Raw genomic sequence first — 26,226 nt, forward strand, 5'->3', positions numbered from 1 at the left:
CCGCCCGGGGGTGGATTGTCCCGTCAGCCTCACGCCGAGTAGGGGCCACCCGTTGTGCACAGAGACCAGTCACTCTCTGCGGTAACAAGTGCACCACACGCAGCGACACTCACGCAAGACGTTTTTTGAAGGTCAATCTGGCTGACATCTCTTCAGTGCGGGCCAGACAGTGGCTGGTTCGGCTCCTCCCCTCAGCCTTTGGCAAACTGGGGCGGGAGAGGCAAGAGGGGGCACGGCTCCCAAGCGGGCGTGGCAGGGCGGCGCCAGGAACGCGCAGCGCGCGGCAGAGGGTCGGGCCGGCGGCCGGGTCCAGGTAGTGTCAGTGAGCGGGGCCGGAAACGATACCGAGGTTCATCAGACGGTAGGTCATGGCCATCTCACTCACCTGGAAACGCTTGGCCAGGACCCGCACGAGGTCGTCCGTCGTGCGGAAGCTGATGTGCTGTGCCGCCCGGCGGACCATGTCCTTCGGGGCCAGCAGCGCCGCGGCGAATCGGTTAGCGTCGATCTCCTCGCGGTCCGTGGCCATGCTCGAGACCGCGTTGCGGTAGTTCACGCGCGCGTCGGTGTCCAGAATAAGCGGGCGTCCTTCGTGCAGGCGCAGGTGCCCCAGTTCGTGCGCCACCGTGAAGCGCCGCCGTTCGAAGGAGTGCGCCTGGTTGACGCCGATGACGCAGGCTCCGTCCTTACGCAGGAGCATGCCAGAGACGTCGTCGTCCATGTGCTGCGGGACGACCAGGACGCCGAGGTGCTTGGCCAGGGCGAAGGGATCGACCGGCGGGGCGTCGATCCGGAATTCCCGCAGCAGCCCGCGGGCCGCCAGGTCAGCCTTCGCCACGGACACCCCTCCTCTTCGAGGCCTGCGCCCACACCGCGGCAACATCGGCGGCATGCCGCGCGGCAAGTCCGGACGCTTCGTCCAAGTGGAGCGAGGGAAGCAGGTCCGCAGGGTCCGCGTTGACCGCTGCGGCAATCAAGGCAAGCCGGTAAAGAGGCGGGGACTGGGTTCCGGACTCGATGTTCGTGATCGAACCGCGCGTCAGCCCCGCCTGACGCCCTACGTACTCCTGCGTCACCCCGGCACGCATCCGCGCCTCACGGATCAGCCGGGCAACGGTCTCGTTGAACTCCCGCTCGTCCACATATCCCCCAAGCGCTGCCAGTCTCACTGACAACCTAGTTCCCTGCCCTGCACCCGACCAGCCCTGGGCGGTGACACGCTGACCGGACCGGCCTGCTTCACCTGGCCGCCGGACCGGAAGGTTTGCCTCGGCATGGCGAGATGCCGTCACTCGACAGAAGGCGCACAGTGCCTGCGGTGACAGGAGCACTGTCGATCGCCTACCGGGGCAGGGGTACAGCCATGCGGCGCGCCCGCGCATTTCTATCCCGCCGGGTTGGCCCTGCGATGGCCAGCGCGCGCCAAGATCCGGACCATTCCTGGACCAGCTCACGCCAGGAGGCCACACCGGCTGCCGTCTTGCCAGGTCAGCAGGGGCACCCCCGCTGTACCACCAGCGGACGAAGAACCTGCTGTTCCCTCGAATCCGGAAATCGAGCTGCTTCCCAGAGGCTGGCGTCCAGGATCCGGGCGGCCTTGGTGATGCTGCCCGGCATCAGGTGCCGGTAGGTCCGGTACATCTCCTCGATGGACTTGTGCCCGCGTTTGGTGAAGTAGCCGCCCAGGCCCCGCAGCAAGTAGCCGTCCTTCGTGGTGCCGTGCTTCTTTTCGCACCGCTCGATCGCCTCGCGGACCGATCGCGGCTAAGGCACCTCCCGGAACTGCCCACCTTGCGGTGCTTCAGCTTCGCCGGCTTCAGCGTGTTGGAATGGATCTGCTCACGCACCCGGTACACGTCCTGCGCCACCACGTTGTTGACGTTCACCGCCCGCGCCTCACCGTTGCGCAGGCCGCACCCCACCATCTTGACAATCTCCAGCGCCAAGTCCTCGTCGGCGACCGTTAGCGCCTTCTTCACGTAGGCGAGCGACGGAATGGCCACCTGCTCCGGACGTATTCGGGTTCAGCCCGTAGTCGTCCACCTGGTCGGCGGAGAGCGCCGCCGGCTCCCTGGTCCGCTCGGTCGCCACGTACAGCATGATCACGAACATGCCGAAGAACAGCAGCGACGCCATGGCCCCCTTGGCGTACGCGTCCTGAAGAATCGTCTTGAGGACCCGGAATATGCTCACCTGGTTTCCCCGACCGACCATGTCGCTCTCCATCTCGTCCAGGAACCGCTCCACCACCATCGGCGTGACCGAGCTCAGCTCCGTGATCCCAGGCGCGGGACGATGTGCACGTTGATCGAGCTGTCGACGTGCCAGCCGGTGAAATAGTCCGTCATCCTGCGCTGGCGGAGGCGCCACTGCTTGGCGTACTTCTCGACCGTCAGCTGCCCAAGTTTCCGACGGGCCGCCGCCACCGACAGCGTCGTGGTCTTCTTCTCCGCGTAAAGCTGCGTGAGGCGTTCGAACGCATCGTCCTGCGTGGCGTATCAAGACTCGTCGCGCTGCTTGCCGAGCGCGTCCCGGAAACGGGTGGGGCAGCGGGTGAGCTTCGCACAGCCGCAGTCCTTGAAGGGGGACCCCATGCCGCGGGCGAGCTGTCGGGCCGTCGATGAACCATCCGTTCAAGCCCAAGACCCGGGGCGGCCTCGGTCAGGCTCGGCTGCGGTACTGCCCGCAAGTCAGCCGCGGAATCCGCGGTGGGGGTCTCGCGCTTGGACGTTCAGGAACGCTTCGAACCAGGCTGCGGCACGGAGATCGCCGATGCTCATGTGCTGATTCGTCTCGCCGTCCGGGTCCTCGATCCCGTCGAGGCGAGCGCTGTAGAGCATCAGCACGTCGGTGTCCTGGACGAACACTTCGGAGCACATGCCGAAGTCGTAGTCGTCACGGTGGCTGGGCAGCTTCCCGTGGTCACCAGCAGCATCGTCTTCAACCTCGCGGTCGGCCGCGTCACGAATGGCGAGATGAAGAACAAGCTCCTCGGCCGTGCAGGTGGGCTCGGGCCACTGCCCGCGTTCGAGGTCACTGGCGAGGTCGTCAGCGGCTCGGGCGAACCTACGGCGCCACTGGAGGAACGGATCTCGTCCATCACACCCCCTCGGTTACTGCGGGCTGATCAGCGGCGATCGTACGAGGCGGCACCAACATTCGAAGGGCGAGCCGGACGTCGCGGTGGACGTCCCCGCTCCCCCGTCTCCGAGGCGGCGCGCGGGCAACTTCTCAGATCCAACCTCGGCACCGCCCCGTCTCGATACCGTGTCGCTCCAGTCGACTGGAGGGGGCTCACATGAAGTATGGAGATGCGGACTACATGGCTGCCCGGGACGCCATGGTAGTGATTCTGAAGGGGTGGGCCCGAGAGGGCCGGACCGACACCTACAAGGCGCTGAGCGAGGCCGTGGCACCGGAGCACCGGGTGCACTACCACGGCCGGATGATGTCGCTTCTGCTGGCAGACGTCTGCCGCCGGGACAGCACCGGTCCCGAGCCGATGCTGTCAGCACTGGTAGTCAATGGATCCAGCCGGAAGCCTTCCGACCAATTCTTCGAGCTGGCCGTTACCGAATTCCACCGTCGAGACCCGGACTGGACATGGGAGTGGGAGCGGGATGCAGTGTTTGACCGTTACCGCAGCCCGGTTTCGCCGTGAGTCCACTGCGGGTATCGCTCGGCTGCCATGCACATCCGTCGTGCAGGGCAGCCACCCCCCACCGTGGACGGCTCGGGGTTGGAACCTGCCGGCTACACCGCATCCTCTTGTTGCAACGGCGGTAGAGGGGATGGACGCGATGACCGCCTCTCAAGCGTTCTCGTCATGGATCCGCGCACCCAGATCCTCCGCCCACTCCAGCGCCCACGCCTTGAGTTCTTCGATCTGCCGGGAGGTGAGCCCGTATGCGGTGTAGTCCTCATCCTCGTACCAGTCAGCGCCGATCAGCCGGTCCCGGAGGTCTTCGAGGCTGAACTCGTCGGGGGCGCGGCGGCGGCCCAGGGATTCGAGGTCGGCGGTGGAGCGGTGGCGGGAGGCAGCCTGGACGTCGATGAGGTCGCGGACGGTGCCGCGGTCGGCGAGGGCACGGACCTTGGTGCCGATCACGTCGTCGAGGGAAAGAACGGGGCCGTAGGGGGTCTGGGCAGGCGGAGCCCAGAACGCCTCCTTGAGGACATCGACCTCACACTCCTCGCCGGTGTCCGGATCGGTGACGAGAAACCGGCCGCTGAGCGGATCGGTCTGGACGTGCGTGATCCGCCATCCGCGCGCGCTGAGGCCGGCTGTGAGTGAGGCGACGATCTCCTGCATCGGAGCGGGGTTCTCGGTGGCGACGTCGAGGTCACGACTGAAGCGTTCGACCAGGCCGTGGGCCTGCACGGCGTATCCGCCGGTGAGGACCAGAGGGTAGGGGGAGCCGAGGTCGAGGATGTCGGCGAGGAGACGCTCGTGGAGCGGAGTGAGCTTCACGCGGCGGTCGTGTCGGCCGGAGCGGTGCGAAGCAGCTCGGGGAAGGCGTCCTCCCAGACCTCGCGGATGTAGGGACTGATCAAGCGCCGCAGCACGGGCCACTGCTCGGCGAGCAGCCGGTAGTGCAGGAGGGTCACCAGGTCCTCGCGCAGTCCTTCGGCGAGGACGGTCCGGTAGAGCGTCATGCAGGACTTCGGACGGTCAAGGCTGTAGCTCGTCCGCCCGGACCAGACGATGTGGAGCGGCAGGTCCACGTTGCCCTCGATGGGGCCGGCCAGCTCCTGCAAGCGCTCGGGCAGTCGGCTGCGGTAGCGGTCCCGCAGCACCTCGGCGCGGGGCGCGGTGGTCGTCGTGTCCATGCATCCAGTATCGCTGCTGGGAGGCGGCGGAATGGCGGATACGGGGGTCCCCTGTCGCACGTACGTCGGGCGGGCGCCCGCCCTTCCCTCGGCCATCTCGCCCAGTGGGCGCCTAGCGCATCATCGCCTACCTGTGCAGGCCCCTAGGTGGCGCGGCAACCGGCTGCCCTGCAGACCCGGGACCAGCCCCGCTCACGGGCGCGGGTGATCATGACGCCGCAGGTTACGCGGAGGGCCGCCGCAGTGGAGTCGGCTGGGGCTTCGGTCTCGGCGTCGGAAAGGACGACGTTGCCGAAGCCGAGGCTCATGGCACCGGCGCATTGAACGAGAAGGACACCAGGGCGGGCGAGGTCGCGGTAGCGGCCGGAGGGACAGGCGGCATCCACAAGGCACGCCGCTTCGGCCTCGAAGGCAGCCCAGTCGCTCAGAACCCATGCCGCGGACGAGCTGTCGAGTAACGCAGCGAGCGTCCCAAGCGGGAGCTAGGCACCTGAGTCCAGGTCGCCGTCATGACGGCCACCTGGTCAGCAAGCTGGGACGCTCCCGCGCCCGATGCTGACCGCTTGCTGACCTGAGCGGGGCCATCAAGCCACTGAAACCAAATGAGATGACGTCCTAGCTGGTCAAGCAGGCGTGCGCGTGGCGGGCCACCGCACCGGGAGCGCGAGTGGGTAGCGCTCGGGGTGCCGGCGCAGCGGCTGGAGCCCGGGACCGGTCGGCTCAGCCGCCGCTCTTGCGCCTGAAGGACCGCTGGCTCGCGGCGGGGCCGTGCGCCGCGCGCACCTTCGACGCATCCCGGTTGGCGGCGACGTCGGCCGCGTCCGTCTGTGCGCCGCGCTTGCGCGCGAGGGCTTCACGGAACTTGCGCTTGAGGTCGTACGTGCCGTCGCTGTCCGGCGCCAGAGGGGACGTCTCGGGGGCGGCCGGCTCCGAACCTTCCGTAGTAACGGGCTCTGCGGTCATGGTGACCTCCTGGGGTTCGGGGGTGGGCAAGCACAGCTTGTCATGCCGAGCGCAGTGGAAGCGCCGGCAGCATCATCGGAGAAAGTCCAACGGCTCTCAGCCGTTGCGCCGCACGAGGGCCGCCTTGCGGGCCTCGGCCAGCTTGCGGGCCTCGCCGGCCTTGCGGGACTTGCCGCCGGCGCCGCGGGAGGGGTCCTTGCTGGTGCCGAGGCCGCGGAAGGGAGCGTTGCCGTTCTTGGGGCGGGGGACGGCGGGCCCGCCGTCGAGCGGGATGCCGGAGGGAGCCTTGGCGCCGGTGATCCGGCTCAGTTCGGCCTCGCCCGAGCGCACCTTGGTGACGGTCGGCTCGATGCCGGCCTCGGCCATCACGCGGCTCGTCTCGCGGCGCTGGCCCGACAGCACGAGTGTGATGACCCTGCCGGACTCACCGGCGCGGGCGGTGCGGCCGGCCCGGTGCACGTAGTCCTTGGGGTCGGTGGGCGGGTCGACGTTGACCACGAGGTCGAGGTCGTCGACGTGCAGGCCACGGGCCGCGACGTTGGTCGCCACCAGGACGGTGATCTGGCCGTTCTTGAACTGTGCCAGGGTCCGTGTGCGCTGCGGCTGGGACTTGCCGCTGTGCAGGGCCCCGGCGTGCACCCCGCCGGCCCGCAGGTGCCGGGTGAGCTGGTCGACGGCGTGCTTGGTGTCGAGGAACATCAGGACGCGGCCGTCACGGGCGGCGATCTCCGTGGTGACGGCGTAGCGGTCGGGGCCGTGGACGACCAGGACGTGGTGTTCCATCGTCGAGACCGCGCCCGCGGAGGGGTCGACCGAGTGGACGACGGGGTCGTGGAGGTAGCGGTGGACCAGCTGGTCGACGTCGCCGTCCAGGGTGGCCGAGAACAGCATCCGCTGACCGTCGGGGTGTACCTGGTCGAGCAGGTCGACGACCTGCGGCAGGAATCCCAGGTCGCACATCTGGTCGGCCTCGTCCAGCACGGTGATCCTCACCCGCCCCAGGCGGCAGGCGTTGCGCTCGATCAGGTCGTGCAGGCGTCCGGGGGTGGCGACGACCACCTCCGCGCCCTGGCGCAGGGCGGCGACCTGCCGGCCGATCGAGACGCCGCCGACGACCGTGGCCGTCCGCAGCCCCAGCGCCTCGGCGTACGGCGCCAGCGCCTGGGTGACCTGCTGGGCCAGTTCCCGGGTGGGTACGAGGATCAGGGCGAGGGGCTGCTTGGGTTCGGCGCGCCGCCCGGCCGTACGCGTCAGCAGCGGCAGGCCGAAGGCGAGCGTCTTGCCCGATCCGGTGCGGCCGCGCCCCAGGACATCGCGTCCCTTCAGGGCATCGGGCAGGGTGGCGGCCTGGATCGGAAAGGGTTCGCGCACCCCGAGTTCGTTCAGCGTCCGCAGTACCTCCACCGGCAGGCCGGCGAAGGAGGCGGCCGGGGGCGTGACCTGGGACCGGGCGGCATCGCCGTGGGGGGTGCCGGAGTCGCCGGGATGCTTCATGGACAGCCTTCCGCAGGGGAACGTACCGAGGAAGGCCCGGCGGGGATCAAGGGCCCGGGCACCAGCGGAACCGAACAGGGAGATCGCCCACCGCGACGACCACGCAAACGCATGACACTAACACATTTCCCGCTCTTCCCCGGATCCTGCGGGAGGTGGCTGGTCGCGCGGCTACGCGGACCCCGTGCTCCGGCCCCGCGCCCGGTTCAGCCGCTTCACTTCGATGAGGGTCGCGACGGCGCGCAGCCAGGTGGCCGCGGTGTCGTCGGCGGTGGTTCCGCCCGCGATCTCGGTGCCGGCGCGCAGCCACTCGCGTACGAGGGCGGCCGCCTCCGGGCGGGGCAGGGGCTCGGGGAGCTCCACGGCGTGGGTGAGGCCGCCGGCGCGGACGGTGTCGGCGAGGAAGGCGACCGAGCGGGGCTCGGTGGCGAGGCGGTCGAGGAGGACGGCTGCGGCCGCGGCGCCGTCGCCGAACAGGGCGGTGCGGCGGGGGCCGGGCTCGGCGGTGAGGCCATAACGCAGCAGGACGGTGAGGTCGAGCTCGGCCAGCTCGTCGTCCGTGAGCTCCGGTGGATACGGGTCGTTCATGGTGGGACCTCGGGTGTCTCGTCGCGTCCGGCTGGGCCGCCGCGGCTCAGTCGACGGTGACGGTGTAGGTGATGCGCTCGGGCGCCGGGGAGGGGGTGGCCGTCCCCGCGGTCGGGGTGGCGAAGGGTCCGGTCGCCCCGGGGGGCAGGCTGGAGGTGTTGCCCTTGCAGGTGGTGAAGGTGCAGTGCAGCAGCGTGAAGTGCGTGGTGCCCTTGCCCTTCGCCTCGAAGGTGAAGGTGAGCCGGCCGCCGCCACCGGCCTCGTCGCCGGAGTCCGACACGTACTCCTGGTCGCTGCTGACGAGCACCGAGCTGTCGGGCAGGGGGTCGACCAGGTACCAGTACTCGCGGGTGGAGACGTTCTCGTGGACGGTGAGCGTGAAGCGCTCACCCGGCTTGGCGCTGATGCTGGTGTCTTCCACCGGGTGGCTCACGGTACGGGGGGAGCCGCCGGGGTCGTCGGTGGCCGGGCCGCAGCCCGTGGCGAGAGCGAGGAGCGCGGCCGCCGCGCTCGCGGCACCGCCCCGGCTAGCGCGGAAGGTAGACACTGTACGCGTTGGGGAGATCACTGCTGGAAGCCTTGCCCATGTTGCCGTTGATGAAGTCGTCCTCGCTGACCCAGGTGGTCGTGCCCCAGGGGTTGTACACCTGCAGCATGTCACCCTCCTGGGCGATGATGGTCATGGCGTGGGCACCGTCCTTGCCCGAGACGTCGACCGGCACCGGCCGCCCCTCGGCCACCGACTTCTCGACCTCGGTGAGGACCGCCCGGCGGTCGGCGGCGCTGTTCAGGTCCTGGCGCTGATAGTCGGTGCCGGTGGCACTGCCGACGTGGGTGTCGTTGATCCGCTCCTGCCCCTCGGGGCCCATGCCGGTCCACTTCTCGCCGCCTTCGCCCTCGGTGTGCAGGCGGTGCTGTTCGGCCACGAGGCGCTGCCTGAAGGCGACGGGGTCGTCCTGCTGCCCGTCGGGGCCGCCGGTGAGCTGGAGCGCGTACACCGGGTCGACCATGGCGCGGGACGTGACGGTCGACGAGGCCACGCAGGTGCCCTCGGAACCGTCGCCGCCCTGGATCCACCCCTGGCCGTTGAACGTCACCTGCTCCTTGTTGACGTTCGAGCCGTCCGACTCCAGGCCCCTGTCCTTCATGCTGTCCGCGCCGGTGACCACCGGAGAGAGGTGCCGGCGCATCCACTCGGGGTCCTTGCCGTGGATCTTGTCCTGGAACTTCCCGATCTCGGTGACGCTGTGCCCGGCGGCCAGGGCCTTCATCAGGTAGGCCCGTTCCTCCGGACTGTTCGACTTCGCCAGCATCCGGTCCATGGCCGTCGCGTCGTCCAGGCTCAGCTGGTCCATCCGGGTCGACGCGCGCGCCAGGTCGCTGGGCGTGAGGATCTCGTTGAGCTCGGTGTGGGCGCCCGCGACGCCGGTGTCGGCGAGCATGATCTTGTCGACGGCGGTGAGTTCGCTGGTCCCCATCTTGCCGGCCCGCGCTTCGGCGGCCCACTTGTTCAGGTCCCGGGCCGCGTTGCGGCAGGCCTCCTGCGCCTGGGAGACGGCGGCGTGCATCATGTCGACCGCGTAGGAGCCGAAGTGGGCGGCGTTCAGACGGTCCCACTCCTCCTCGTCGTCCTCGTGCAGGTCGTCGAAGAAGCCGTCCCTGCCGCCGAGCATCTTCTTCTGCTCCAGCAGTTGTCCGCGGCCCTCCTGGTCCTTGCGCTGCGCTTCGTCGATCGCGTCGGCCAGCGTCAGCAGGGTCGTGGCGCAGCCGTTGAACGCCTCGCTCATCTGGGTCACGGACCGCCCGGTGGCGTTCACCGCGTCGGAGGCGAGGACGCTCGTGTCACCGACCCACACCTCCGGGAGGCCCTTGCGTCCCACCCGATCGACCCTGTCGAAGACGGTGCCCACCGGGTCGACCTGGCTGCGGTAGAGCCTCGCCACGCCCTCCAGCAGGGCCCGGTCGCCGCCCGGTTCGGGCACCGAGAGGGCGTTGTCGATCAGGTCGAGGAGCTCGTTCTTGCTTTCGACACCGAGCATCTTCTTGGACAGCCCGGCGAGCCAGTCGAGGCGGAAGGACGGGGAGTCGAAAGGGGAGGAGAAGAAGGACACCGGTCCGCCCCTCAGTAGCTCGAGAGGGCCGAGGAACGCCGCTCGCCCTGTGTCGATGTGTCGGTGAGGCCGCTCGTGCCGCCGGCGGGGACGCCGTCCACCCGCGTCTGCACCAGGCCGTCGGTGCCGCGGTAGGTCTTCTTGGCCAACTGGACCTTGGCGCCGAGCTCGTGCAGCGCGGCCGCCACCGTCTTGGCCTCCGCTTCCCACGCCTTGACGAAGGCGTTCAGCGCCGACGCGGCGTCTTCGCCGCCGACGTTGCCGTACGAGTAGATCGTGCGCGGCTTGACGGCCGCGCTGACGGCGTCCATCTCCGTACCGGCGTCGTCGAGTTGCTGGGCCTGGCCGGTCATACCCGCCTTGACCTGGTAGCCGTCAGAGACCACCGTGCCTCCCCCGTGTGCATACGATCATGATCGCGGGCAGGCTAACACGCACCGTACATACGAACGATTACACGACGTTCGCCCCACACACCCCCTCCACAACACGCCCACGGCACGCCCGGTATCCGGTCCGGCGTGGCCGTCATCGGGGGTGGTGGCCGGATGGGCGACGTCACTGCCGCGAGGGGTCCTCCCACGGGCCGATGCTGCGGGAGCGCACGGGCTCGACGAAGCGGGGCGGCGCGGTGTCGGGGTGGTCGGGGCCCCAGTTGAGCGCCTCTCCGGTCATGACCACGCGCGCGTCGTCGGTGTACCAGTCGACGAGGTCGCTGTCGGAGCGGACGAGCCACGTGCAGCCCTTCTCCGCGTCGGCCGTGAAGTCGCCGTGGCGGATCAGCGGCGGACGCCAGAAGTAGGTGCCGGGCCACATCTTGCCGTAGTTGTACTCGAAGGCGCCGTCCAGGCAGTACGCCTCCTCGCTGCACGGGTGGTGCGCCAGGGGTTCCTCGCGCCAGCCCGGCTTGGCCTTGATGAGACGGGTGTAGAAGCCGGTCTTCTCGTCGCGGTGCAGCAGCTTGATGTACAGGCCCGGCACGGGGGTGCCGCCGAGGTCGAAGCGCATGGGGCTGCCGTCCCTGACGTCGATCCACGGCATGTCGGAGGTCCGGAGGACGACGAGCCTCTGGTCCTCGCGCACGCCCGGCCGATCGCGGTCGGCGAGGTCGAAGCGCCAGTCGCCGTACTCGCGGAAGAGGAGGATCTCGGTGCCGGCGACGGCCCGGACCGGGGGCGTGAGGACGCCGGCGGGCGCGGTCCAGTAGCCCTCGGGGCCGAGGGTCGAGTCGCCGATCGTGACCTCGCCCGCGAGGACGTACCACTCCGTGTCCGCGTGGTGGACGCCGGCGGGCCGCGACCAGTCGCCGGTGAAACGGACCTTGAGGGACGCCGAGCCGTCCTCCTCGTCGTAGCTGAGGTTGAGCTGTTCGGCGGTGCCCGTCGCGTGCTGGAACTCGGCGGGGTGCCAGATCAGGTCGCGCTCGTCGACGAGCTCCACGTGTGGGCGCATGGGTCCTCCTCCGGTGGCTCACTGAGGTTTCCGATGCAGAACGTACTGCTTATCAATACCCGGTGCAATGTGTATCGTTAATCTCATGACGCGACCCGGCCGGCCCGCGGGGCCCACCGACGACACCACGACGGTCGTGCTGACCGCCGCCCTGGAGCTGCTCCTCGCCGAGGGGGCCGCGGCGCTCACGCCGCAGCGCCTGCACACCGTGACGGGGGTGTCCCGTTCGACCGTCTACCGGCACTGGCCGACTCCGTACGCCGTGCTGGCGGCGCTCATCGACGTCGCTCCGCTGCCCCCGCGCGAGTCGACGGGCGACCTAGCCGCCGATCTGCACGCCGAGGTGGACCTGCTGTGCAACCGGCTGCGCGACAAGCCCGTCGGGGGGTTCCTGCAAGCTCTGATCGCCGCGGCGTCCCTCGACCCGGCGACGGCCGGGCTGCGGCGCCGGTACGTCGGCGACCTGCTGGCCCCGTTCCACGACGCGCTGCGCGCCGCCGGGGTCGCCCGGCGGGAGCGCGAGGACGCCGTGGCGGCGATCGCGTCGCCGCTGCTGGTGGAGGCCCTGCTCCTCGACCGGCCCACCGGGCGGACCAGGGCGCACCGGACGGTGGACGAGGTGCTCGCGAAGCTGGTGCGCTCGGAAGGGAGGGCGGACCGGTGACCAACGCCGTCGGACCGCGCGCCGTCTTCGGAGTGGTCGTCCCCAGCACCAACACCGTGGTCGAGCACGACTACTGGACCGCGGGCGTCCACGGCGTCGCGTATCGCGCCGGGTCGATGTACATCCCCGACCCGGTGATGGGCGACGACCGCGGTTTCCAGGCGCTGCTGGTCCAGATCAGGGCGTCCATCGACACCGCGGTACGGGACGTGCTGACAGCCGAGCCGGACCGGATGGTCATGGGGATGTCGGCCGAGACGTTCTGGGGCGGGGTCGAGGGCAACGCGGCGTTCGAGCGGCGGCTGCGCGACCGTACGGGCCTGCCCGTGACGACGGGGGCGAGTGCGTGCCGGGCGGCCCTGCGGGAGCTGGGCTGCCGCCGGATCGCGGTGTTCTCGCCGTACCAGCCGGTGGCGGACCGGGAGGTGGGCCGGTTCTTCACCGAGGCCGGGTTCGACGTGACCGCCGTGACCGGCCTGCGCTGCCCGACCGCGATGGACATCGCGCGCGTACCGGACGAGCGGCTGCGGCGCGTGGTGGACGAGTTGGACGGGCCGGACGTCGACGCCGTCGTGCAGGTCGGCACCAACCTGTCGTTCGTGGCGCTCGCCGACGCGCTCGAAGCCGAGCTCGGCAAGCCGGTGATCGCCATCAACAGCGCGACGCTGTGGCACGCGCTGCGCGAGCACGGCATCGAGGACCGCGTGGACGGGGCCGGCTCGCTGCTGCGTGAGCACTGACGTACGCGTCGAATCAGTCTCGGCGGACGTACCGGCCCGAGGGCTCGCCCACCACGACGCCGTCGCGGTACGCGACGCGGCCGCCGACGATGGTGGTGACCGGCCAGCCGCGCAGCTCCACTCCCTCGAACGGGCAGTGGTCCTGGCCGGACAGCAGGAGCTCCGCCGACACGGTCCGCCGTCGGTCGAGGTCGGCCACGACGATGTCCGCGTCGGCGCCCACCAGCAGGGAGCCCTTGCGGGTCAGGCCGTACGCGCGTGCCGGGTTGGCGGACACCAGCTCGGCCACCCGGTGCAGCGGCAGGCCGCGCCGGTGGTGGCCCTCGGAGAGCAGCACCGGGTACAGCAGCGCCGTGCCGCCGAACCCGGGCAGGGCGGGCCACAGGTCGTCCCCCTTGTGCTCCTCCATGCAGCAGGCGTGGTCGGAGGCGATCCAGTCGACGTCACCGCCGAGCACCCCGGCCCACAGGGCGTCGTTGTCGTGGCGCGTGCGCAGGGGCGGGTTGACCTTGGCGCCGAGCCCGGCGCCCGCCGCGTCGAGCGAGGCGTGGTCCAGGCACAGGTGGTGGAGGGTGACCTCGGTGCGTATGTCGAGGCCCGGGTGGGCGCGCCGGGCGGTGCGCGCCGCGTCCAGCGCGTCGGCGCCGGAGAGGTGGAGCAGATTGACCGGGCAGCGGGCGGCGTGGGCCAGCGTGACGGCCTCGCCGATGGCGACGCGTTCGGTGAGCGGCGGACGGCCCTCGTGGTAGGCGGCGAGGGTCTGCGGGTCGCCGTTCTTGCGTACGCGGTCGATGAACAGCCGCATCAGCTCGGACTGTTCGCAGTGGAGGGAGAGGGAGACGCGGCCGCCCGGGCGGCCTGGGGCGGCGGCCGCCGCGACGCCTTCCATCAGCTCGAAGAGGTGCCCGAGGTCGTACTCCTGGCCGTCGTCGGCCATCCGGAACGCCTGGGCGTCGCGGGAGCTGGAGGCGAGGTTGAAGCCCTTGTAGAACATGTAGTACTTGAACGAGGTCACCCCGTGCTCCGCGATCAGGCGCGGAATCTCGCCGATCTGGCCGGTGGTCATCGGGGCGAGGTGGAAGCCGTAGTCGGTGAACGCCCGGCCGGCCACGGCCCGCAGGACCTCGGGGAAGATGTCCTCGTAGCTCCCGGTGCGGTTGAGGTAGTGCTCTCCGGTGCGGAAGTACGACAGCACGGTGGTGGCGCCGCCGACCAGTGAGGACCGGGTCTCCTCGTACGCGTCCAGCGCCAGGTCGCGGTAGATGCCCAGGTGGTAGTGGGCGTCGACGGCGCCCGGCAGGACGACGCGGCCCGTGGCGTCGAGGACTTCGTCGGCGTCGGCGGTGGGCAGGTCGTGCCCCAGGGCGGCGACGCGGCCGTCCTTGACGGCGAGGTCGGCGCGCACCTCGCCGACGTAGGGCTGGATGAGCGTGCCGTTCGTGATGAGCAGGTCGTAGCGCGCCATGGCTCGGGGCTGCGGAGAGCAGCCCCCACCCCCTTCGATGCCGAAGACGAATTCCGGAGTCGGATGACGGAGTCGGATACCGGTGTCGGATGACGGAGTCGGTGACCGGAGTCGGATACCGATGTCGGCCGGGGAAGCCCCAAGCCTCCCCGCTTGTTTCGGTGAACGGAACAGCGTTCCCCTGTCGGGGCGTGACGGCACATGCTAACTTCGGCACTCCCGTTCCACAATGAGGAACAGGATTTCCCTCACGGCACCGGGAGGTGAAAGCCCATGTCCGACGGCCCCTTGCACGGCGTCTCGGTCCTCGACTGCGCGACGCTCTTCGCCGGGCCCCTGGCCGCGACGATCCTGGGCGACTTCGGCGCGGACGTCGTCAAGGTCGAGCACCCGCGCAAGCACGATCCCGCGCGGACGCACGGCCCCGTGAAGGACGGCGTCGGCCTGTGGTGGAAGTCGCTGGCCCGCAACAAGCACACGGTCACCATCGACCTCGGCACACCGTCGGGCGCGGCCCTGCTGCGCCGGCTGGCCGCGCGGGCGGACGTCCTGATCGAGAACTTCCGCCCCGGCACGCTCGAACGGTGGGGCCTCGGGCCGGACGTCCTGCACGAGGCGAACCCCCGGCTCATCGTCGCCCGGGTGACCGGCTTCGGCCAGTTCGGGCCGTACGCCGGGCGCCCCGGGTTCGGCACCCTCGCCGAGTCGATGAGCGGCTTCGCCGCCGTCACCGGCGAACCCGACGGCCCTCCGACCCTGCCGCCCTTCGGCCTCGCCGACGGCGTCGCCGCGCTCACCCTCGCCGGGGCCGTACAGACGGCGCTGTACCACCGCGATGTGCGCGGCGGTCCGGGCCAGGTCATCGACCTGGCCATCATCGAGCCGCTGTTGACGCTGCTCGGGCCGCAGCCGATGGCGTACGACCAGCTGGGCGTCGTGCCGCGGCGCACGGGCAACCGGTCGGCGAACAACGCCCCGCGCAACACCTACCGCACGCGCGACGGCAGGTGGGTGGCGGTCAGCACCTCCGCGCAGTCGGTCGCCGAGCGCGTGCTGGCCCTGGTCGGCCATCCGGAGGTGACCACCGAGCGGTGGTTCGCCACCGGTTCGGGCCGTGCCGCGCACACCGACCTCCTCGACCGGTACGTGGGCGACTGGATCGCGGCCCGCGACCTCGCGGACGTCCTCGACGCGTTCGGCGAGGCGCAGGCCGCCGTGGCGCCCGTGTACGACATCCGCGACGTCTTCGCCGACCCGCAGTACCGGGCGCTGGACTCGCTCACCACCGTCGAGGACGAGGACCTCGGGCCGGTGCGCATGCAGAACGTCCTGTTCCGCCTGTCCCACTCCCCCGGCTCCATCCGCTGGACCGGGCGCCGCCCCGGGGCCGACAACGACGCGGTCTTCTCCGGCCGGCTGGGCCTCGGCGCCGACGAGCTCGCCGCCCTGCGTGAGGAAGGTGCCATTTGACCAGTCCGACGAGCCGCCTGTGGGAACGCACCGCCCGGGCCGAGGTGTTCGACCTCGCGCAGCCCATGCGCCGCGGCATGCCCCAGTCCCCCAACCATCCGCCGTTCCGGATGCTCCTGGAGCGCCGGCACGGCGACACGGTGCGCGCGGACGGCGGTTCGGCGGCCAACGAGCTCATCGTCACGGGCGGCCATGTGGGCACCCACGTCGACGCGCTCGCCCATGTCTCCCACGAGGGACGGCTGCACGGCGGGAAGCGGGCGGGGGACGTGCAGAGTCACGAGGGCTTCGGCGCGCTGGGCATCGAGGAGTTCTCCCCGTACGTCGGCCGCGGCGTCCTCCTCGACGTCGCGCGGCTGCACGGCGTGCCGGTGCTCCCCGCCGGACACGAGGTGACGGCCGGCGAACTCGCCGCCGCCGAACGCCGCCAGGGTGCGGCCGTCCGCCCGGGTGACGCCGTGCTCGTCGGCACCGGCTGGTCACGGCTCTGGCACGACGCCGACACCTTCACGGGCACGACCGGTGGGGCTCCCGGGCCGGGGCCCGGAGCCGCGCGCTGGCTGGCCGAGCGGGGCGTCCGGCTGGTCGGCGGCGAGACCATCGCGTTCGAGCACATCGCGCCCGGCAAGGGCCACGCCACCCTCCCGGTCCACCGGATCCTGCTGGTGGAGGCGGGCATCCACATCGTGGAGACCATGCGCCTGTACGAACTGGCCGACGCGGGCGCCGGCGAGTTCCTCCTCGTGCTGGCCCCGCTCCCGCTGGTCGGCGCCACCGGCGCGCCGGCCCGTCCGCTGGCGGTGGTGGAGCGTGGCTGACGCGACCGGCTCCCCGGCCGTGCCGTACGCCCACCGGCTCGCCGCCTTCGCCACCGCGGCCCGGGACGAGCCGCTGCCGCCCGCCGTCACGGCCGATGTCGTCGGCCGGATCCTCGACACCGTCGGCAACTGCCTCGCCGCGCTGGAAGGGGGCGAGGGGTCCGAGGCGCAGGCCGCCGTGGGGCGCATGGCGCGGCGGGCCGGCGGCGTACCCGAGGCCTCGGTGATCGGCTCGGCGGAGCGGCTGCCCGCCGACCGGGCCGCTCTGCTCACCGGCACGCTCGCCCACGCGCTCGACTTCGACGACACGCACCTGCCGTCGGTGCTGCACCCCTCGGCGTCCGTGGTGCCCGCCGCCCTCGCCGCGGGCGAGGCGGCGGGCGCGTCGGGCCGCGAGCTGATCGCGGCCGTGGCCGCCGGCGGCGAGGTCTGCGTACGCCTCGGGCTCGCCTCGTACGACGCGGCCCTGCGCAACTCGGTGTTCTTCGAGAAGGGCCTGCACGCCACGTCGATCTGCGGGACCGTGGGCGCCGCCGTCGCCGCCGGGCTGCTCTACGGCCTCGGCGGCGACCGGCTCGCCGACGCCCTCGGCATCGCGTGCTCCCTGGGCGGGGGGATCATCGAAGCGAACCGCACGGGCGGGACCGTCAAGCGCGTCCACTGCGGATGGGCGGCGCACGCCGGTGTCAGCGCCGCGCAGCTGGCCGCCGAGGGGATCACCGGGCCGCCCACCGTACTGGAGGGGCGCTTCGGGTTCTTCCGCGCCTATCTGGACGACGCCTGGCACGCGGGACCCTTCCTCGCGGGCCTGGACCGGATGGGCCTGGACGGTGCGTGGGAACTGCCGCGGACCGTGTTCAAACCGTATCCCTCGAACCACTTCACCCACCCGGGGATCGACTGCGCGCTGGCCCTGCGTGCCGCCGGGCTGGACCCGGACACGGTGGAGTCCGCCGAACTCGGGGTCGCCGCCGCGCCGTTGCGGACCATCGGCGAGCCGCGCGCGCTCAAGGTCCGGCCGACGACGCCGTACCACGCGAAGTTCTCCGGCCCGTACACCGTCGCCTCCGCGCTGATCGGGGGCGGTGGGCTCGGCCTGCACCTCGACGACTTCTCGCCGGAGGCGTTCGGGGACCGGCGGCGCCTGGCGCTCGCGGAGAAGGTGGGCGTGGTCGTGGACGAGCGGTGCGACGAGGAGTTCCCCCGGTCCTTCGGCGCGGTGCTACGGGTACGGACCTACGACGGCCGGCGCTGGGAACACCGGGTGCGCTCCTCGCGCGGCGGCCCGGGGAACCCGCTCACGCTGGACGAGCTGGAGACGAAGTACCGCCTCAACGCGGCACGCGTGCTGCCGGAGGAGGAGGCCACGGCGCTGGCCGCCCGGATACGGGCGCTGCCCGACCGCGGTGACCTGCGCGGGCTGCTGCCCACGCGGGGCGGGCGGGCCGGATAGGAGGCGCCGTCATGCGGTTCGGCCCGCCGCGAGGACGCGGCGGGCACCGCGTACGACCGCCTCGTCGATCATCCGGCCGTCGTCGGTCAGCACCGCCTGCCCGGCGCGTAGGGCCGCCTCGTACCGGTCGACGAGCCGCCTGGCCCGCTCCACCTCGGCGGGCGTGGGCGTGAACACCTCGTGGACGACGGGAAGTTGCGCGGGGTGGATGCAGGCGCGGGACCGGTAGCCGAGTCGGCGCAGCGCTTGCGTGGAGCGCCGCAGGGCGTCCGCGTCGCGGTAGTCGGTGAAGACCGGACCGACGGGTGGGCGGATACCGGCGGCGGCGGACGCCAGCAGGACGTGGGTGCGCAGGGCCAGCAGTTCGCGCTCGTCCTCCCCCGGTTCCATGCCGAGCTCGGCGCACAGGTCGGCCTCACCGATCTGGAGTTGTACGACGCGTGGCGAGGCGGCGGCGATGGCGGGTGCCGCCAGCACCGCAGCGGCGTCCTCCAGGAGCGGCGACACCGCGATCCGGCCCGCGGCGACGCCCGCCTCGCGCTCGCGTTCCGTGAGGACCGCGTCCAGCGCGCGGACGTCGTCGGGCCCGGCGCACTTGGCCATGATCACGCCGTCCAGGGCCGGGGCCGCGACCGTCCGGGCGTCGGCGTGACCGGCCTCGCCGGGGTTGATCCGCACCCAGAGGGAGCACGGCCCGCCGGGTCGCTGCGCGGCGGCCCAACGGGCGGCCTGGTCGCGGGCGGATTCCTTCGCGGACACCGGTACGGCGTCTTCGAGGTCGACGATCACGGCGTCGGCGCCCCGGGTGAGGGCCTTGCCCAGCAGCGCGGGCCGGTCGCCGGGCACGTACAGCCAAGAGCGCGGGGTCACGGTCACTCCATCCGTCCTCGGGCGCGGCCGCCCATCGGCGACGCACGCCGACGCACGCCGCGGCGGAAGCCGGGCGGGGTGGGGAACGAGCGGCGGCAACCGTAGCGGCGCCCGATTCCGGGGGTCAAGGCGGGCTTCCGTTCGTGTTTCGCATGACGATCCAGCGTTTCCCGTCCCAACTCTTGACAGCGAGACGGGACACGGGCTGTATAGGGGACCTGATAGGCAACACCGTTTCCCTGCTGGAAACGACTGTCCGTCCCTCTCCTCCTGCTCCGGAAGGAGCACCCCATGACCGCCGAGCCACCGCGGCCCCGCGTCGTGGACGCGTTCACCGGTGCCGCCGCCGGACTCGTACCCGGTTCCCTGCTGGTGGGCGCTCCGCTGCTCGGCGGTGTCGTCGGGATGCCGGGCTCCGCCCTCCGTTACGTGCTGCTCTCGGCGGGACTGCTGAGCGGCCTCACGGCGGTTGCGGCCGCCCGGCGGCGCCGGCGGGCGGGGTCCCTCTCGGCCACGGCCGCCGCCCGGTACGCCGCGGTGGCCTGTCTGCTGACGGCTGTCGCGGGGGTGTGGCCGTCGGTGGCGGTGTTCTGTACGGCGGTGGCGGCCGCGGCCGTCCTCGGGGCCCCCACGCTGTCCCGGCAGCCCGGTACGACGCCGTGGTACGCGGGCGTCCTGGCCGGCTTCTGCGCGGCGGGGGCGGTGACCGGAGTGCTCGCGGACCGGCCCGGCACGGCGCTCGCCGCGTGTGGCTGCGCCGGGGCCGTCCTGCTGATTCCGGCGGCGGTCGGCGGCGGGACGGCCCCTGCCGGGGGTGCGGCGCCCGCACGGCGGGGCGCGTGGGCGGCGGTCGGGGCGGGCACGGCGGCCGCCCTGTCGGCCGCACAGGACTTCTCCGTCTTCCGGTTCGAGCTTCTGGGCGGATCGCTCGCCCTGTTCACGGCCGGCGCGGCGGGAGTGGCCGTGGGCTTCTTCGCGGCCGGGGCACTGGTCAGCCCCGTGTGGCGCGGCCCTACCGCCGCGAGGCCGCCCCTGCTCCTGCTCGCCCTGGGCGCGGCGGTGACCGCCTGCGCGGTGGCGGCGAGCGCCTGGCAGCTCACCCTCGCACTCGCGGGCGTCCTCGCGGTGGCGGCCGGGTGCGCCCGCCTGCTGCCCGGCCGGTACGCCGCGTGGGGGCTGTGCGGGGCGGCGGCCGGTGCGGGGCTCTGGGAGGCGGCGGGGCGGCTGGTCACGGCCGCCGACGCCCTGGTGGTGGTCGCCCTGTGGCCGGCGGGCGCGGCCGTGGCGTACGTGGCGCACGCGCCCGCCCGGCGCGTACGGCAGGACAGGAAGGCATCCTCATGACACGATCCGCGTCGGCCCGGTCCGGTTCGTCCGGACGGGCCTCCGCCGTCGCCACGGTGTGCGCGGCCCTCTGCCTGTGCGGCGGCGTCGGCGGCGGCACGAGCGCCGCGGCGGCGGACGGACCGGCGACGGCGAAGGTGTCCGCGGCCGTCGGGCTGACCGACGGTCAGGAGGTCACCGTCACCGGTCGGGGCTTCCGGCCCGGTCTCCCCTCCGTCGCGGTCGGCCTCTGCCGGGAGGGTTACACCGGCATCGGCGACTGCGACCTGGGCGGCGGCGCCACGCTGGTCAACATCGACGGCTCCGGGCGGCTGCCCACGGTCAAACTCACCATCCGGTCCAGGTTCCTCGGCTTCGACTGCCGGACCACCGCCTGCGTGGTGGGCGTCTCCCCGCTGCCGTCCGCGGCCCCCGCCGCCGTGCGTGCCGCCAACACCGTCGACATCCCCGTGGGTTTCCGCGGCGGCGCCGTACCGGGCGAGCCCTCGGGCACCGGCAGCGCCGCCACCGGTCCCGGCTCCTCCTCCGCCCCGGACGGGCGCGGGGACGGGCGCTGGGGCGGGCCGTCCACCGCCCTGTGGGCCGCTTCCACCGGCGTGACCGTGCTGTGCGCCGTCTCGTCCCTCGTCCTCTCGCGACGTGGTCGATCCCGTTTCCCTCACACCGCTACCGGAGGTACACCATGACGTCCCTGCGTCCGTCCCGTCGCACCGCCGCCCTCGCGGCGGCAGCGGCCCTCGCGGTCACGGCGCTCGCCGCTCCGGCCGCGGCGGCGCCCTCGCTGACCGTGAGCAAGTCCACCGGCCTGGCACCCGGTGAGAAGGTCACCGTCTCCGCGAAGGGGCTCAGCCCCAACCAGCCGTTCGTTCCGATCGGGCTCTGCACGCCGAACCCGGCCAAGCCGACGGACTGCGACACCGCACCGGAGTCCTCGGTCATCGGGAGGACCGACGCGTCCGGTGTCTGGCACAGTGCGTCCTCCAACGGCACCACCGCGCGGATCACCGTCAAGGGGAAGGTGGGTGGCGTCGACTGCACCGCGAAGGCGGGTGCCTGCGTCATCGCGGTCTCCATCACGGCGACCAGGGAGCTGGCGCAGGTGCCGCTGACGGTCGGCGCGGGCGGCGGCACGGGCGGCACCGGTGGCGGTACGGGTGGCACGGGCGGCGGCACCGCCCCCTCGCCCGGTACTCCCCGGCCGTCGAGCACCGCCACCACGCCCAGCCTCCCGAAGACCGGTCCCGGCGACACGGTCCCCGTGGCGCTGATCGGCGGCGCCTTGATCGTGCTCGGCGCCGGGGGGATGTTCGTGGCGCGACGGCGACAGGCCGCCAGGCACTGAGACCGTGCCGGGCACCGGTTCGGTGAACCGGTGCCCGGCACTCATCCCGTTCTCGGCTGTCCGCGTGTCCGCTGTCCCCCGCCGAGTGCGGCGCAGGCTTCGCCGAGGCTCACGACGTCGGCGTACTTGGCGTCGAGGTCGAAGAGGTTCGCCTCGTGCGGTGCGGCATCGCGGTCGGCCACGGCTTCGCGTACGACGAGGGGCCGGAAGCCGTGCTGGAGGGCGTCGAGGGCGCTGGCGCGGACGCAACCGCTGGTGGAGAAGCCGCCGATGACGACGGTGTCCACGCCGTACGACGTCAGCCGGTCGTGCAGGCCGGTGCCGAAGAAGGCGCTCGGGTAGTGCTTGTACACCGTGTCGTCCCCGAGGGCGGGCGGGCACACCGCGGTGAAGCGGCCGTGCGGGCTGTCCGCGCGGAAGGCGTCGAGGCCCGGGACCTTGCGGTGGAAGTGCGGTACGTGAAGGGCCGGTTCGCGGGCGTAGCGCACGGCGGTGAACACCACCGGCAGGCCGGCCCGGCGGGCGGTGCGGGCGAGGCGCTCCATGGCGGCGAGGGCGTCGGCCGCCGTCCGCAGGAAGAGCGGGGAGTCGGGGTCGGCGTAGGCCCGTACCGGATCGACCAGCAGGACGGCCGGCCGGCGCCCCCAGCCGACGCGGCGGCCGAATCCGGCGGCCCGGTAGTCCTCGTCCAGCCCGTCGGACGCGGCGGACACGTCAGATCACCCCTTCCGCGGCCAGTTTGTCGCGCCGCTCGTCGGTGAGGCCGAGCAGCTTGCCGTAGATCTCGTCGTTGTGCTCGCCGAGGGCCGGACCGGCCCAGCGGACGGCTCCCGGGGTTTCCGACAGGCGGGGGACGACGTTCTGCATGGGGATCTCGCCGAAGTCCGGGTGCGGGACGCGCACGATGGCCCGGCGGGCGGCGAAGTGCGGGTCGGCGAGCATGTCGGCGGCGGTGTAGGTCTTGCCGGCCGGGACCCCGGCCGCGTGCAGGGCCGCGAGCAGGTCCTCGGAGTGCTGCCGCGCGGTCCACTCGGCGATGAGGTCGTCCAGTGCGCGCTGGTGGGCGCCGCGCGCCGTGTGGGTGGCGTAGTGGGGGCTGTCGGTGAGGTCTTCGCGGCCCATCACCTCGGCCAGGCGCCGGAAGACGGTGTCCTGGTTGGCGGCGATGAGGACGGTGGCGCCGTCGGCGGTCGGGTAGGCGTTGCTCGGGGCGACGTTGGGGAGGACGGCTCCGGTGCGTTCGCGCTGGTAGCCGCCGATCTCCCACTCGGGGAGCAGCGACTCCATGTAGGCGAGGACGGCTTCGTACAGCGCGGAGTCGACGACCTGCCCCCTGCCCGTGCGCTCCCGGGCGTGCAGCGCCATGACGGCTCCGTACGCGGCCATCGTGCCGGCGAGCGCGTCGCCGAGGGAGACGCCGGTCCGGGACGGGGGCCGGTCGGGCTCGCCGGTGATGTGCCGGATGCCGCCCATGGCTTCGCCGATGGAGCCGAAGCCGGCGCGGGGCGCGTACGGTCCGCTCTGCCCGTACCCGGTGACGCGGACGAGGACGAGGCGGGGGTTGAGGGCGGCGAGCTCGGCGTAGCCGAGGCCCCAGCGTTCCAGGGTGCCGGGGCGGAAGTTCTCGACCAGGACGTCGGCGCGCGCGGCGAGTTCGCGGGCGAGGGCCTGCCCCTCGGGGTGGCGCAGGTTGCAGGTGACCGACTTCTTGTTGCGGGCGACGACGGGCCACCACAGTGATTTCCCGTAGGGGCGTTCACGCCCCCACTGGCGCATGGGATCGCCACGGCCGGGGTCTTCGAGCTTGATGACCTCGGCGCCGTGGTCGCCGAGGAGTTGGCCGCAGAAGGGGCCGGCGAGCAGGGTGCCGGTCTCCAGGACACGGATGTCGGACAGAGGTCCAGTCATGGCCGCGAGTGTAGTTTTGGGAAACGCCGTTTCGCTAGAGGAACCGACAGGGCAGAATGCGGCGCATGGAGAACTCGATGGGGAAGTCAGTGACTCACGCGCCCTCCGCCTCCGTCGGCGTGGTGGAGGTCGCACCTCGCGACGGCCTGCAGAACGAAAGCACCGTCCTCACCCCCGAGTCGCGCGCCGAGCTGGTGCGGCACGCCGTGGCGGCGGGCGCGCGGCGGATCGAGGCGGTGGCGTTCGTCCGCCCCGACCGCGTGCCGCAGATGGCGGGCGCCGAGGACGTCATGGCGCTCCTGCCCCGTCCGGACGGGGTGCGCTACAGCGGTCTCGTCCTCAACGAGCGGGGGCTGGCGCGGGCGGTGGACGCCGGGGTGCACGAGGTCAACTGCGTGGTGGTCGCCACGGACACGTTCTGCCGCCGCAACCAGGGGGTGGACACGGAAGAGGCTCTCGGCGCGTGGGCCGGCATCGCGAAGGCCGCGCACGCGGCCGGCGCCCCTCCGACGCTGACGATCGCGGCCGCGTTCGGCTGCCCCTTCGAGGGCGAGGTGCCCGAGGAGCGCGTCGTGGAGATCGCGCGCCGCGGGGCGGCGACCGGGGCCGCCGAGATCGCCCTCGCGGACACGATCGGCGTCGCCGCGCCGGACGCGGTGGCCCGGTTGCTGCACGCGGTGCGGGAGGCCGCGCCCGGCGTTCCGCTGCGCTGCCACTTCCACAACACGCGCAACACCGGTTACGCGAACGCCGTGGCCGCCGTGGCGGCGGGTGCCGCGTGGCTGGACGCGTCCCTGGGCGGGTTCGGCGGCTGCCCCTTCGCCCCGGCGGCGACCGGCAACATCGCGACGGAGGACCTCGTCTACCTGCTGGAGCGGATGGGGACGCGTACGGGGATCGGCCTGGACGCCGCCTCCGGCGCGGGTACGTGGCTGGGCACGCTGCTGGGCCGGGAGGCGCCCGCGCTGCTCGGGCGGGCCGGCGGCTTCCCGGGCACGGCCCCCATCCCGACCCCAGCCCCAACCCCGACCCCGACCCCAGCCCCGACCCCTTCCCCGGCCCCGGCCGACGGCCGGGCGTGAGGGAGGGGCACCATGGGCGCGCATCCGCACGGCTGGTGGATCCTGCTCCACCTCGTCCTGTTCGTGTTCTGGCTCGGCGGCGACCTGGGCGTGTACGTCTCCAGCCGCTACGTCCTGCGTGCGGAGCTGCCGTTCGCGGCCCGCGCCACCGCCCTGCGCATCATGGGGGTCCTCGACCTCGGCCCGAAGGTGTGCCTGGTGCTGTTCCTGCCCAGCGGCGTCACGCTGATGGCGCTGGAGCCGCACGGGGCCGAAGCCGTCCTGAACGGCTGGACGGTGACGGCCACCTGGGCCGGGGCCGTCTGCTGGCTGTGGCTGACGGTCGTGGACCACCACCGTCCGGGCCGGCGCCCCTGGGTGCGGCGTGCCGACTGGACCGTCCGCATCGCGGCGACGGCGGTGCTGCTCGGTGTGGCGGCGTACACGCTCGCCGCCGACGAGCCCTTCGGGGTGACCACGGAGCCGCGCTGGCTCGGCGCGAAGGTCGCGCTGTACGCCGTCGCCCTCGCGTGCGGGCTCGGCATCCGGCTCACCCTGCGGCCGTTCGGCCCGGCCTTCGCGGCCCTCGGCGCGGAGGGCTCGACGCCGGGGACCGAGCGGGCGCTGTGGCGGGCGGTGGACGGCTGCGTCCCGTACGTGGCGACCATCTGGTGCTGCGTCCTGGGCGCGGCGGTGCTGGGCGTACTGAAACCGGGAGCGAGCTTGTGAGCCGGGAGCGGGCGTGTGAACCGGGAGCGAGCTTGTGAGCCGGGGGGAGCTTGTGTAAGGGCGGGCCTGTGAGCGGGGCACAGGTCCGCCCGTCGGTCAGTCGGCGGTGGGCCGGTGGCCGAACTCGGCCGACAGCCGCTCGGCCGCCTCGAGCAGCAGGGGCGCGCACTCGCCCATACGGGGCTTGAAGCGGGTCTGCGGGCCGGCGACGCTCAGGACGGCGATGACATGGCCGTCGTGCCCGAGGACAGGGGCCGCCAGGGAGGCGGACCCGGCCTCGCGCTCCCCGACGGACGTCGCGTAGCCCCGGCGCCGGATGGCGGCGAGCTCCTTGCGGAGCTTGGCGGGGTCGGTGATGGTCCGGTCGGTCAGCGGCTCCAGCGCGTGCCGGTCGAGGTACGCGTCGATCTCGGCCTCCGGCAGGAAGGCCAGCATGGCCTTGGACGAACTGCCCGCGTGCAGGGGGAAGGGGATGCCGAGGGCGACCTCCATCCGCAGCTCCTGGACGGGCACGACCTGGTCGACGTACAGCCGGGTGTCACCGCGCCGGATGGAGAGGGTGGCCGTCTCGCCGCACTGGTCCGCCAGGCGCCGCAGCTCGGGCGCGGCGAGGATGCGCAGGTCGGTACGGGCCAGGTAGGCGCGGCCGAGCGAGATGGCCGCGGGGCCGAGTGCGTACCGGCGGGTGACGGAGTCGGTGATGATCAGGTCGCGGTTGCGCAGGGCGGTGAGGATGCGGTGCACGGCCGCCTTGGTGATGCCCAGCTCCTGGGCGATCTCGGTGACGCCCAGATCGGGGCGTCCGGCGCGGCCGAAGAGGAGGAGCACGTCCATGGCGCGCTCGACCGCGGCGATGGACCTGCTGCTGTTCTCGCTGCCGCTCTCGCTGCTGTTCTCGTCGGTCACGGTGTCCCCCGGTGTGGT

At 72.3% G+C, this 26,226-nt stretch carries 30 protein-coding genes; 11 read left to right on the forward strand and 19 right to left on the reverse strand.

From position 1 onward, the window contains the following. Nucleotides 1–319 precede the first annotated feature (319 nt). From AB0A69_RS26060 to AB0A69_RS26080, 5 genes are all read right to left on the reverse strand, one after another. Nucleotides 320–838 (reverse strand): ImmA/IrrE family metallo-endopeptidase, encoded by a 519-nt coding sequence (locus tag AB0A69_RS26060; RefSeq protein WP_361426704.1) that lies wholly within the window; start codon nt 836–838, stop codon nt 320–322. Then, nucleotides 825–1,142, reverse strand: coding sequence for a helix-turn-helix transcriptional regulator (locus AB0A69_RS26065; RefSeq protein WP_361426707.1), 318 nt, complete (start codon nt 1,140–1,142; stop codon nt 825–827). Before AB0A69_RS26065 ends, AB0A69_RS26060 begins: the two co-directional genes overlap by 14 nt. Nucleotides 1,143–1,488: 346 nt before the next feature. After that, on the reverse strand, nt 1,489–1,698 hold the full coding sequence (locus tag AB0A69_RS26070; protein WP_361426710.1) for a hypothetical protein: 210 nt from the start codon (nt 1,696–1,698) through the stop codon (nt 1,489–1,491). A gap of 198 nt (nt 1,699–1,896) precedes the next feature. Then, nucleotides 1,897–2,253 carry a hypothetical protein gene (locus AB0A69_RS26075; protein WP_361426713.1) on the reverse strand — a complete coding sequence of 119 codons (357 nt, stop codon included), beginning with the start codon at nt 2,251–2,253 and terminating at the stop codon, nt 1,897–1,899. Between the two features lie 437 nt (nt 2,254–2,690). Next, complete coding sequence (locus AB0A69_RS26080) at nt 2,691–2,879, reverse strand: hypothetical protein (protein WP_361426716.1); 189 nt, start codon at nt 2,877–2,879, stop codon at nt 2,691–2,693. Between the two features lie 419 nt (nt 2,880–3,298). Between AB0A69_RS26080 and AB0A69_RS26085 the strand changes: the two genes are divergently transcribed. Continuing rightward, complete coding sequence (locus tag AB0A69_RS26085) at nt 3,299–3,661, forward strand: hypothetical protein (protein WP_361426719.1); 363 nt, start codon at nt 3,299–3,301, stop codon at nt 3,659–3,661. A 150-nt stretch (nt 3,662–3,811) separates the two neighbouring features. Here AB0A69_RS26085 and AB0A69_RS26090 read toward each other — a convergent pair whose 3' ends face one another. From AB0A69_RS26090 to AB0A69_RS26130, 9 genes are all read right to left on the reverse strand, one after another. Beyond that, a complete protein-coding gene (locus AB0A69_RS26090) occupies nt 3,812–4,471 on the reverse strand; it encodes a nucleotidyl transferase AbiEii/AbiGii toxin family protein (protein ID WP_361426722.1) in 660 nt (219 codons plus the stop codon). Beyond that, nucleotides 4,468–4,830 (reverse strand): hypothetical protein, encoded by a 363-nt coding sequence (locus AB0A69_RS26095; RefSeq protein ID WP_361426725.1) that lies wholly within the window; start codon nt 4,828–4,830, stop codon nt 4,468–4,470. The genes AB0A69_RS26090 and AB0A69_RS26095 overlap by 4 nt, the downstream gene beginning before the upstream one ends. A 720-nt stretch (nt 4,831–5,550) precedes the next feature. Continuing rightward, nucleotides 5,551–5,793: a DUF5302 domain-containing protein gene (locus AB0A69_RS26100; RefSeq protein WP_361426728.1), complete on the reverse strand. Its 243-nt coding sequence runs from the start codon at nt 5,791–5,793 to the stop codon at nt 5,551–5,553. Between the two features lie 96 nt (nt 5,794–5,889). Beyond that, nucleotides 5,890–7,287: a DEAD/DEAH box helicase gene (locus AB0A69_RS26105; protein ID WP_361426731.1), complete on the reverse strand. Its 1,398-nt coding sequence runs from the start codon at nt 7,285–7,287 to the stop codon at nt 5,890–5,892. Nucleotides 7,288–7,458: 171 nt separating this feature from the next. After that, on the reverse strand, nt 7,459–7,875 hold the full coding sequence (locus AB0A69_RS26110; RefSeq protein WP_361426734.1) for a hypothetical protein: 417 nt from the start codon (nt 7,873–7,875) through the stop codon (nt 7,459–7,461). Nucleotides 7,876–7,921: 46 nt separating this feature from the next. After that, nucleotides 7,922–8,296, reverse strand: a complete 375-nt coding sequence (locus tag AB0A69_RS26115; protein ID WP_361426737.1) for a protease inhibitor I42 family protein — start codon at nt 8,294–8,296, stop codon at nt 7,922–7,924. Nucleotides 8,297–8,402: 106 nt separating this feature from the next. After that, the gene (locus AB0A69_RS26120; protein WP_361426740.1) at nt 8,403–9,986 is read right to left on the reverse strand and encodes a peptidoglycan-binding protein; all 1,584 of its coding nucleotides are present in this window, start codon (nt 9,984–9,986) and stop codon (nt 8,403–8,405) included. A gap of 11 nt (nt 9,987–9,997) precedes the next feature. Further along, complete coding sequence (locus tag AB0A69_RS26125) at nt 9,998–10,372, reverse strand: hypothetical protein (RefSeq protein WP_361426743.1); 375 nt, start codon at nt 10,370–10,372, stop codon at nt 9,998–10,000. A 172-nt stretch (nt 10,373–10,544) separates the two neighbouring features. Further along, on the reverse strand, nt 10,545–11,438 hold the full coding sequence (locus AB0A69_RS26130) for a DUF4437 domain-containing protein (protein WP_361426746.1): 894 nt from the start codon (nt 11,436–11,438) through the stop codon (nt 10,545–10,547). 85 nt (nt 11,439–11,523) lie between these two features. On the opposite strand from AB0A69_RS26130, the gene AB0A69_RS26135 reads away from it, so the two are divergent. After that, nucleotides 11,524–12,102, forward strand: a complete 579-nt coding sequence (locus AB0A69_RS26135; protein ID WP_361426749.1) for a TetR-like C-terminal domain-containing protein — start codon at nt 11,524–11,526, stop codon at nt 12,100–12,102. After that, nucleotides 12,099–12,842, forward strand: a complete 744-nt coding sequence (locus tag AB0A69_RS26140; protein WP_361426752.1) for a hypothetical protein — start codon at nt 12,099–12,101, stop codon at nt 12,840–12,842. Before AB0A69_RS26135 ends, AB0A69_RS26140 begins: the two co-directional genes overlap by 4 nt. A gap of 13 nt (nt 12,843–12,855) precedes the next feature. On the opposite strand, the gene AB0A69_RS26145 is transcribed toward AB0A69_RS26140, so the two are convergent. Further along, entirely contained in the window at nt 12,856–14,307 is a 1,452-nt protein-coding gene (locus tag AB0A69_RS26145) for a dihydroorotase family protein (RefSeq protein ID WP_361426755.1), read from the reverse strand. Nucleotides 14,308–14,580: 273 nt separating this feature from the next. Here AB0A69_RS26145 and AB0A69_RS26150 point away from each other — a divergent pair, with 273 nt between their 5' ends. The 3 genes from AB0A69_RS26150 to AB0A69_RS26160 are packed head-to-tail and all read left to right on the forward strand — an operon-like array spanning nt 14,581 to nt 18,048. Next, the gene (locus tag AB0A69_RS26150; protein WP_361426758.1) at nt 14,581–15,777 is read left to right on the forward strand and encodes a CoA transferase; all 1,197 of its coding nucleotides are present in this window, start codon (nt 14,581–14,583) and stop codon (nt 15,775–15,777) included. Then, entirely contained in the window at nt 15,774–16,595 is an 822-nt protein-coding gene (locus AB0A69_RS26155; RefSeq protein ID WP_361426761.1) for a cyclase family protein, read from the forward strand. Before AB0A69_RS26150 ends, AB0A69_RS26155 begins: the two co-directional genes overlap by 4 nt. Then, a complete protein-coding gene (locus AB0A69_RS26160) occupies nt 16,588–18,048 on the forward strand; it encodes an MmgE/PrpD family protein (RefSeq protein ID WP_361426764.1) in 1,461 nt (486 codons plus the stop codon). The genes AB0A69_RS26155 and AB0A69_RS26160 overlap by 8 nt, the downstream gene beginning before the upstream one ends. Before the next feature lie 9 nt (nt 18,049–18,057). On the opposite strand, the gene AB0A69_RS26165 is transcribed toward AB0A69_RS26160, so the two are convergent. Further along, nucleotides 18,058–18,918: a CoA ester lyase gene (locus AB0A69_RS26165; RefSeq protein ID WP_361426767.1), complete on the reverse strand. Its 861-nt coding sequence runs from the start codon at nt 18,916–18,918 to the stop codon at nt 18,058–18,060. A gap of 291 nt (nt 18,919–19,209) precedes the next feature. On the opposite strand from AB0A69_RS26165, the gene AB0A69_RS26170 reads away from it, so the two are divergent. Genes AB0A69_RS26170 through AB0A69_RS26180 form a run of 3 tightly spaced genes read left to right on the forward strand, consistent with a single transcriptional unit; the run spans nt 19,210 to nt 21,604 of the window. Beyond that, nucleotides 19,210–20,262 carry a hypothetical protein gene (locus tag AB0A69_RS26170; RefSeq protein ID WP_361426770.1) on the forward strand — a complete coding sequence of 351 codons (1,053 nt, stop codon included), beginning with the start codon at nt 19,210–19,212 and terminating at the stop codon, nt 20,260–20,262. Continuing rightward, complete coding sequence (locus AB0A69_RS26175) at nt 20,259–20,948, forward strand: neocarzinostatin apoprotein domain-containing protein (protein WP_361426773.1); 690 nt, start codon at nt 20,259–20,261, stop codon at nt 20,946–20,948. Before AB0A69_RS26170 ends, AB0A69_RS26175 begins: the two co-directional genes overlap by 4 nt. Further along, complete coding sequence (locus tag AB0A69_RS26180; protein ID WP_361426776.1) at nt 20,945–21,604, forward strand: neocarzinostatin apoprotein domain-containing protein; 660 nt, start codon at nt 20,945–20,947, stop codon at nt 21,602–21,604. Before AB0A69_RS26175 ends, AB0A69_RS26180 begins: the two co-directional genes overlap by 4 nt. Nucleotides 21,605–21,645: 41 nt before the next feature. Here the strand turns inward: AB0A69_RS26180 and AB0A69_RS26185 are convergent, their stop codons facing one another. Then, nucleotides 21,646–22,317, reverse strand: a complete 672-nt coding sequence (locus tag AB0A69_RS26185) for an isochorismatase family protein (RefSeq protein WP_361426779.1) — start codon at nt 22,315–22,317, stop codon at nt 21,646–21,648. A gap of 1 nt (nt 22,318) precedes the next feature. Further along, nucleotides 22,319–23,512, reverse strand: coding sequence for a CoA transferase (locus AB0A69_RS26190; RefSeq protein ID WP_361426782.1), 1,194 nt, complete (start codon nt 23,510–23,512; stop codon nt 22,319–22,321). A gap of 77 nt (nt 23,513–23,589) precedes the next feature. Between AB0A69_RS26190 and AB0A69_RS26195 the strand changes: the two genes are divergently transcribed. Next, entirely contained in the window at nt 23,590–24,594 is a 1,005-nt protein-coding gene (locus tag AB0A69_RS26195) for a hydroxymethylglutaryl-CoA lyase (protein ID WP_361426784.1), read from the forward strand. A gap of 12 nt (nt 24,595–24,606) precedes the next feature. Beyond that, nucleotides 24,607–25,302 carry a hypothetical protein gene (locus AB0A69_RS26200; protein ID WP_361426787.1) on the forward strand — a complete coding sequence of 232 codons (696 nt, stop codon included), beginning with the start codon at nt 24,607–24,609 and terminating at the stop codon, nt 25,300–25,302. A gap of 96 nt (nt 25,303–25,398) precedes the next feature. Here AB0A69_RS26200 and AB0A69_RS26205 read toward each other — a convergent pair whose 3' ends face one another. Next, nucleotides 25,399–26,136 (reverse strand): IclR family transcriptional regulator, encoded by a 738-nt coding sequence (locus tag AB0A69_RS26205; protein WP_361426790.1) that lies wholly within the window; start codon nt 26,134–26,136, stop codon nt 25,399–25,401. Nucleotides 26,137–26,226: the final 90 nt, after the last annotated feature.

Source organism: Streptomyces sp. NPDC045431 (assembly GCF_040646655.1).
In the GTDB taxonomy this organism is placed as follows: Bacteria; Actinomycetota; Actinomycetes; order Streptomycetales; family Streptomycetaceae; genus Streptomyces.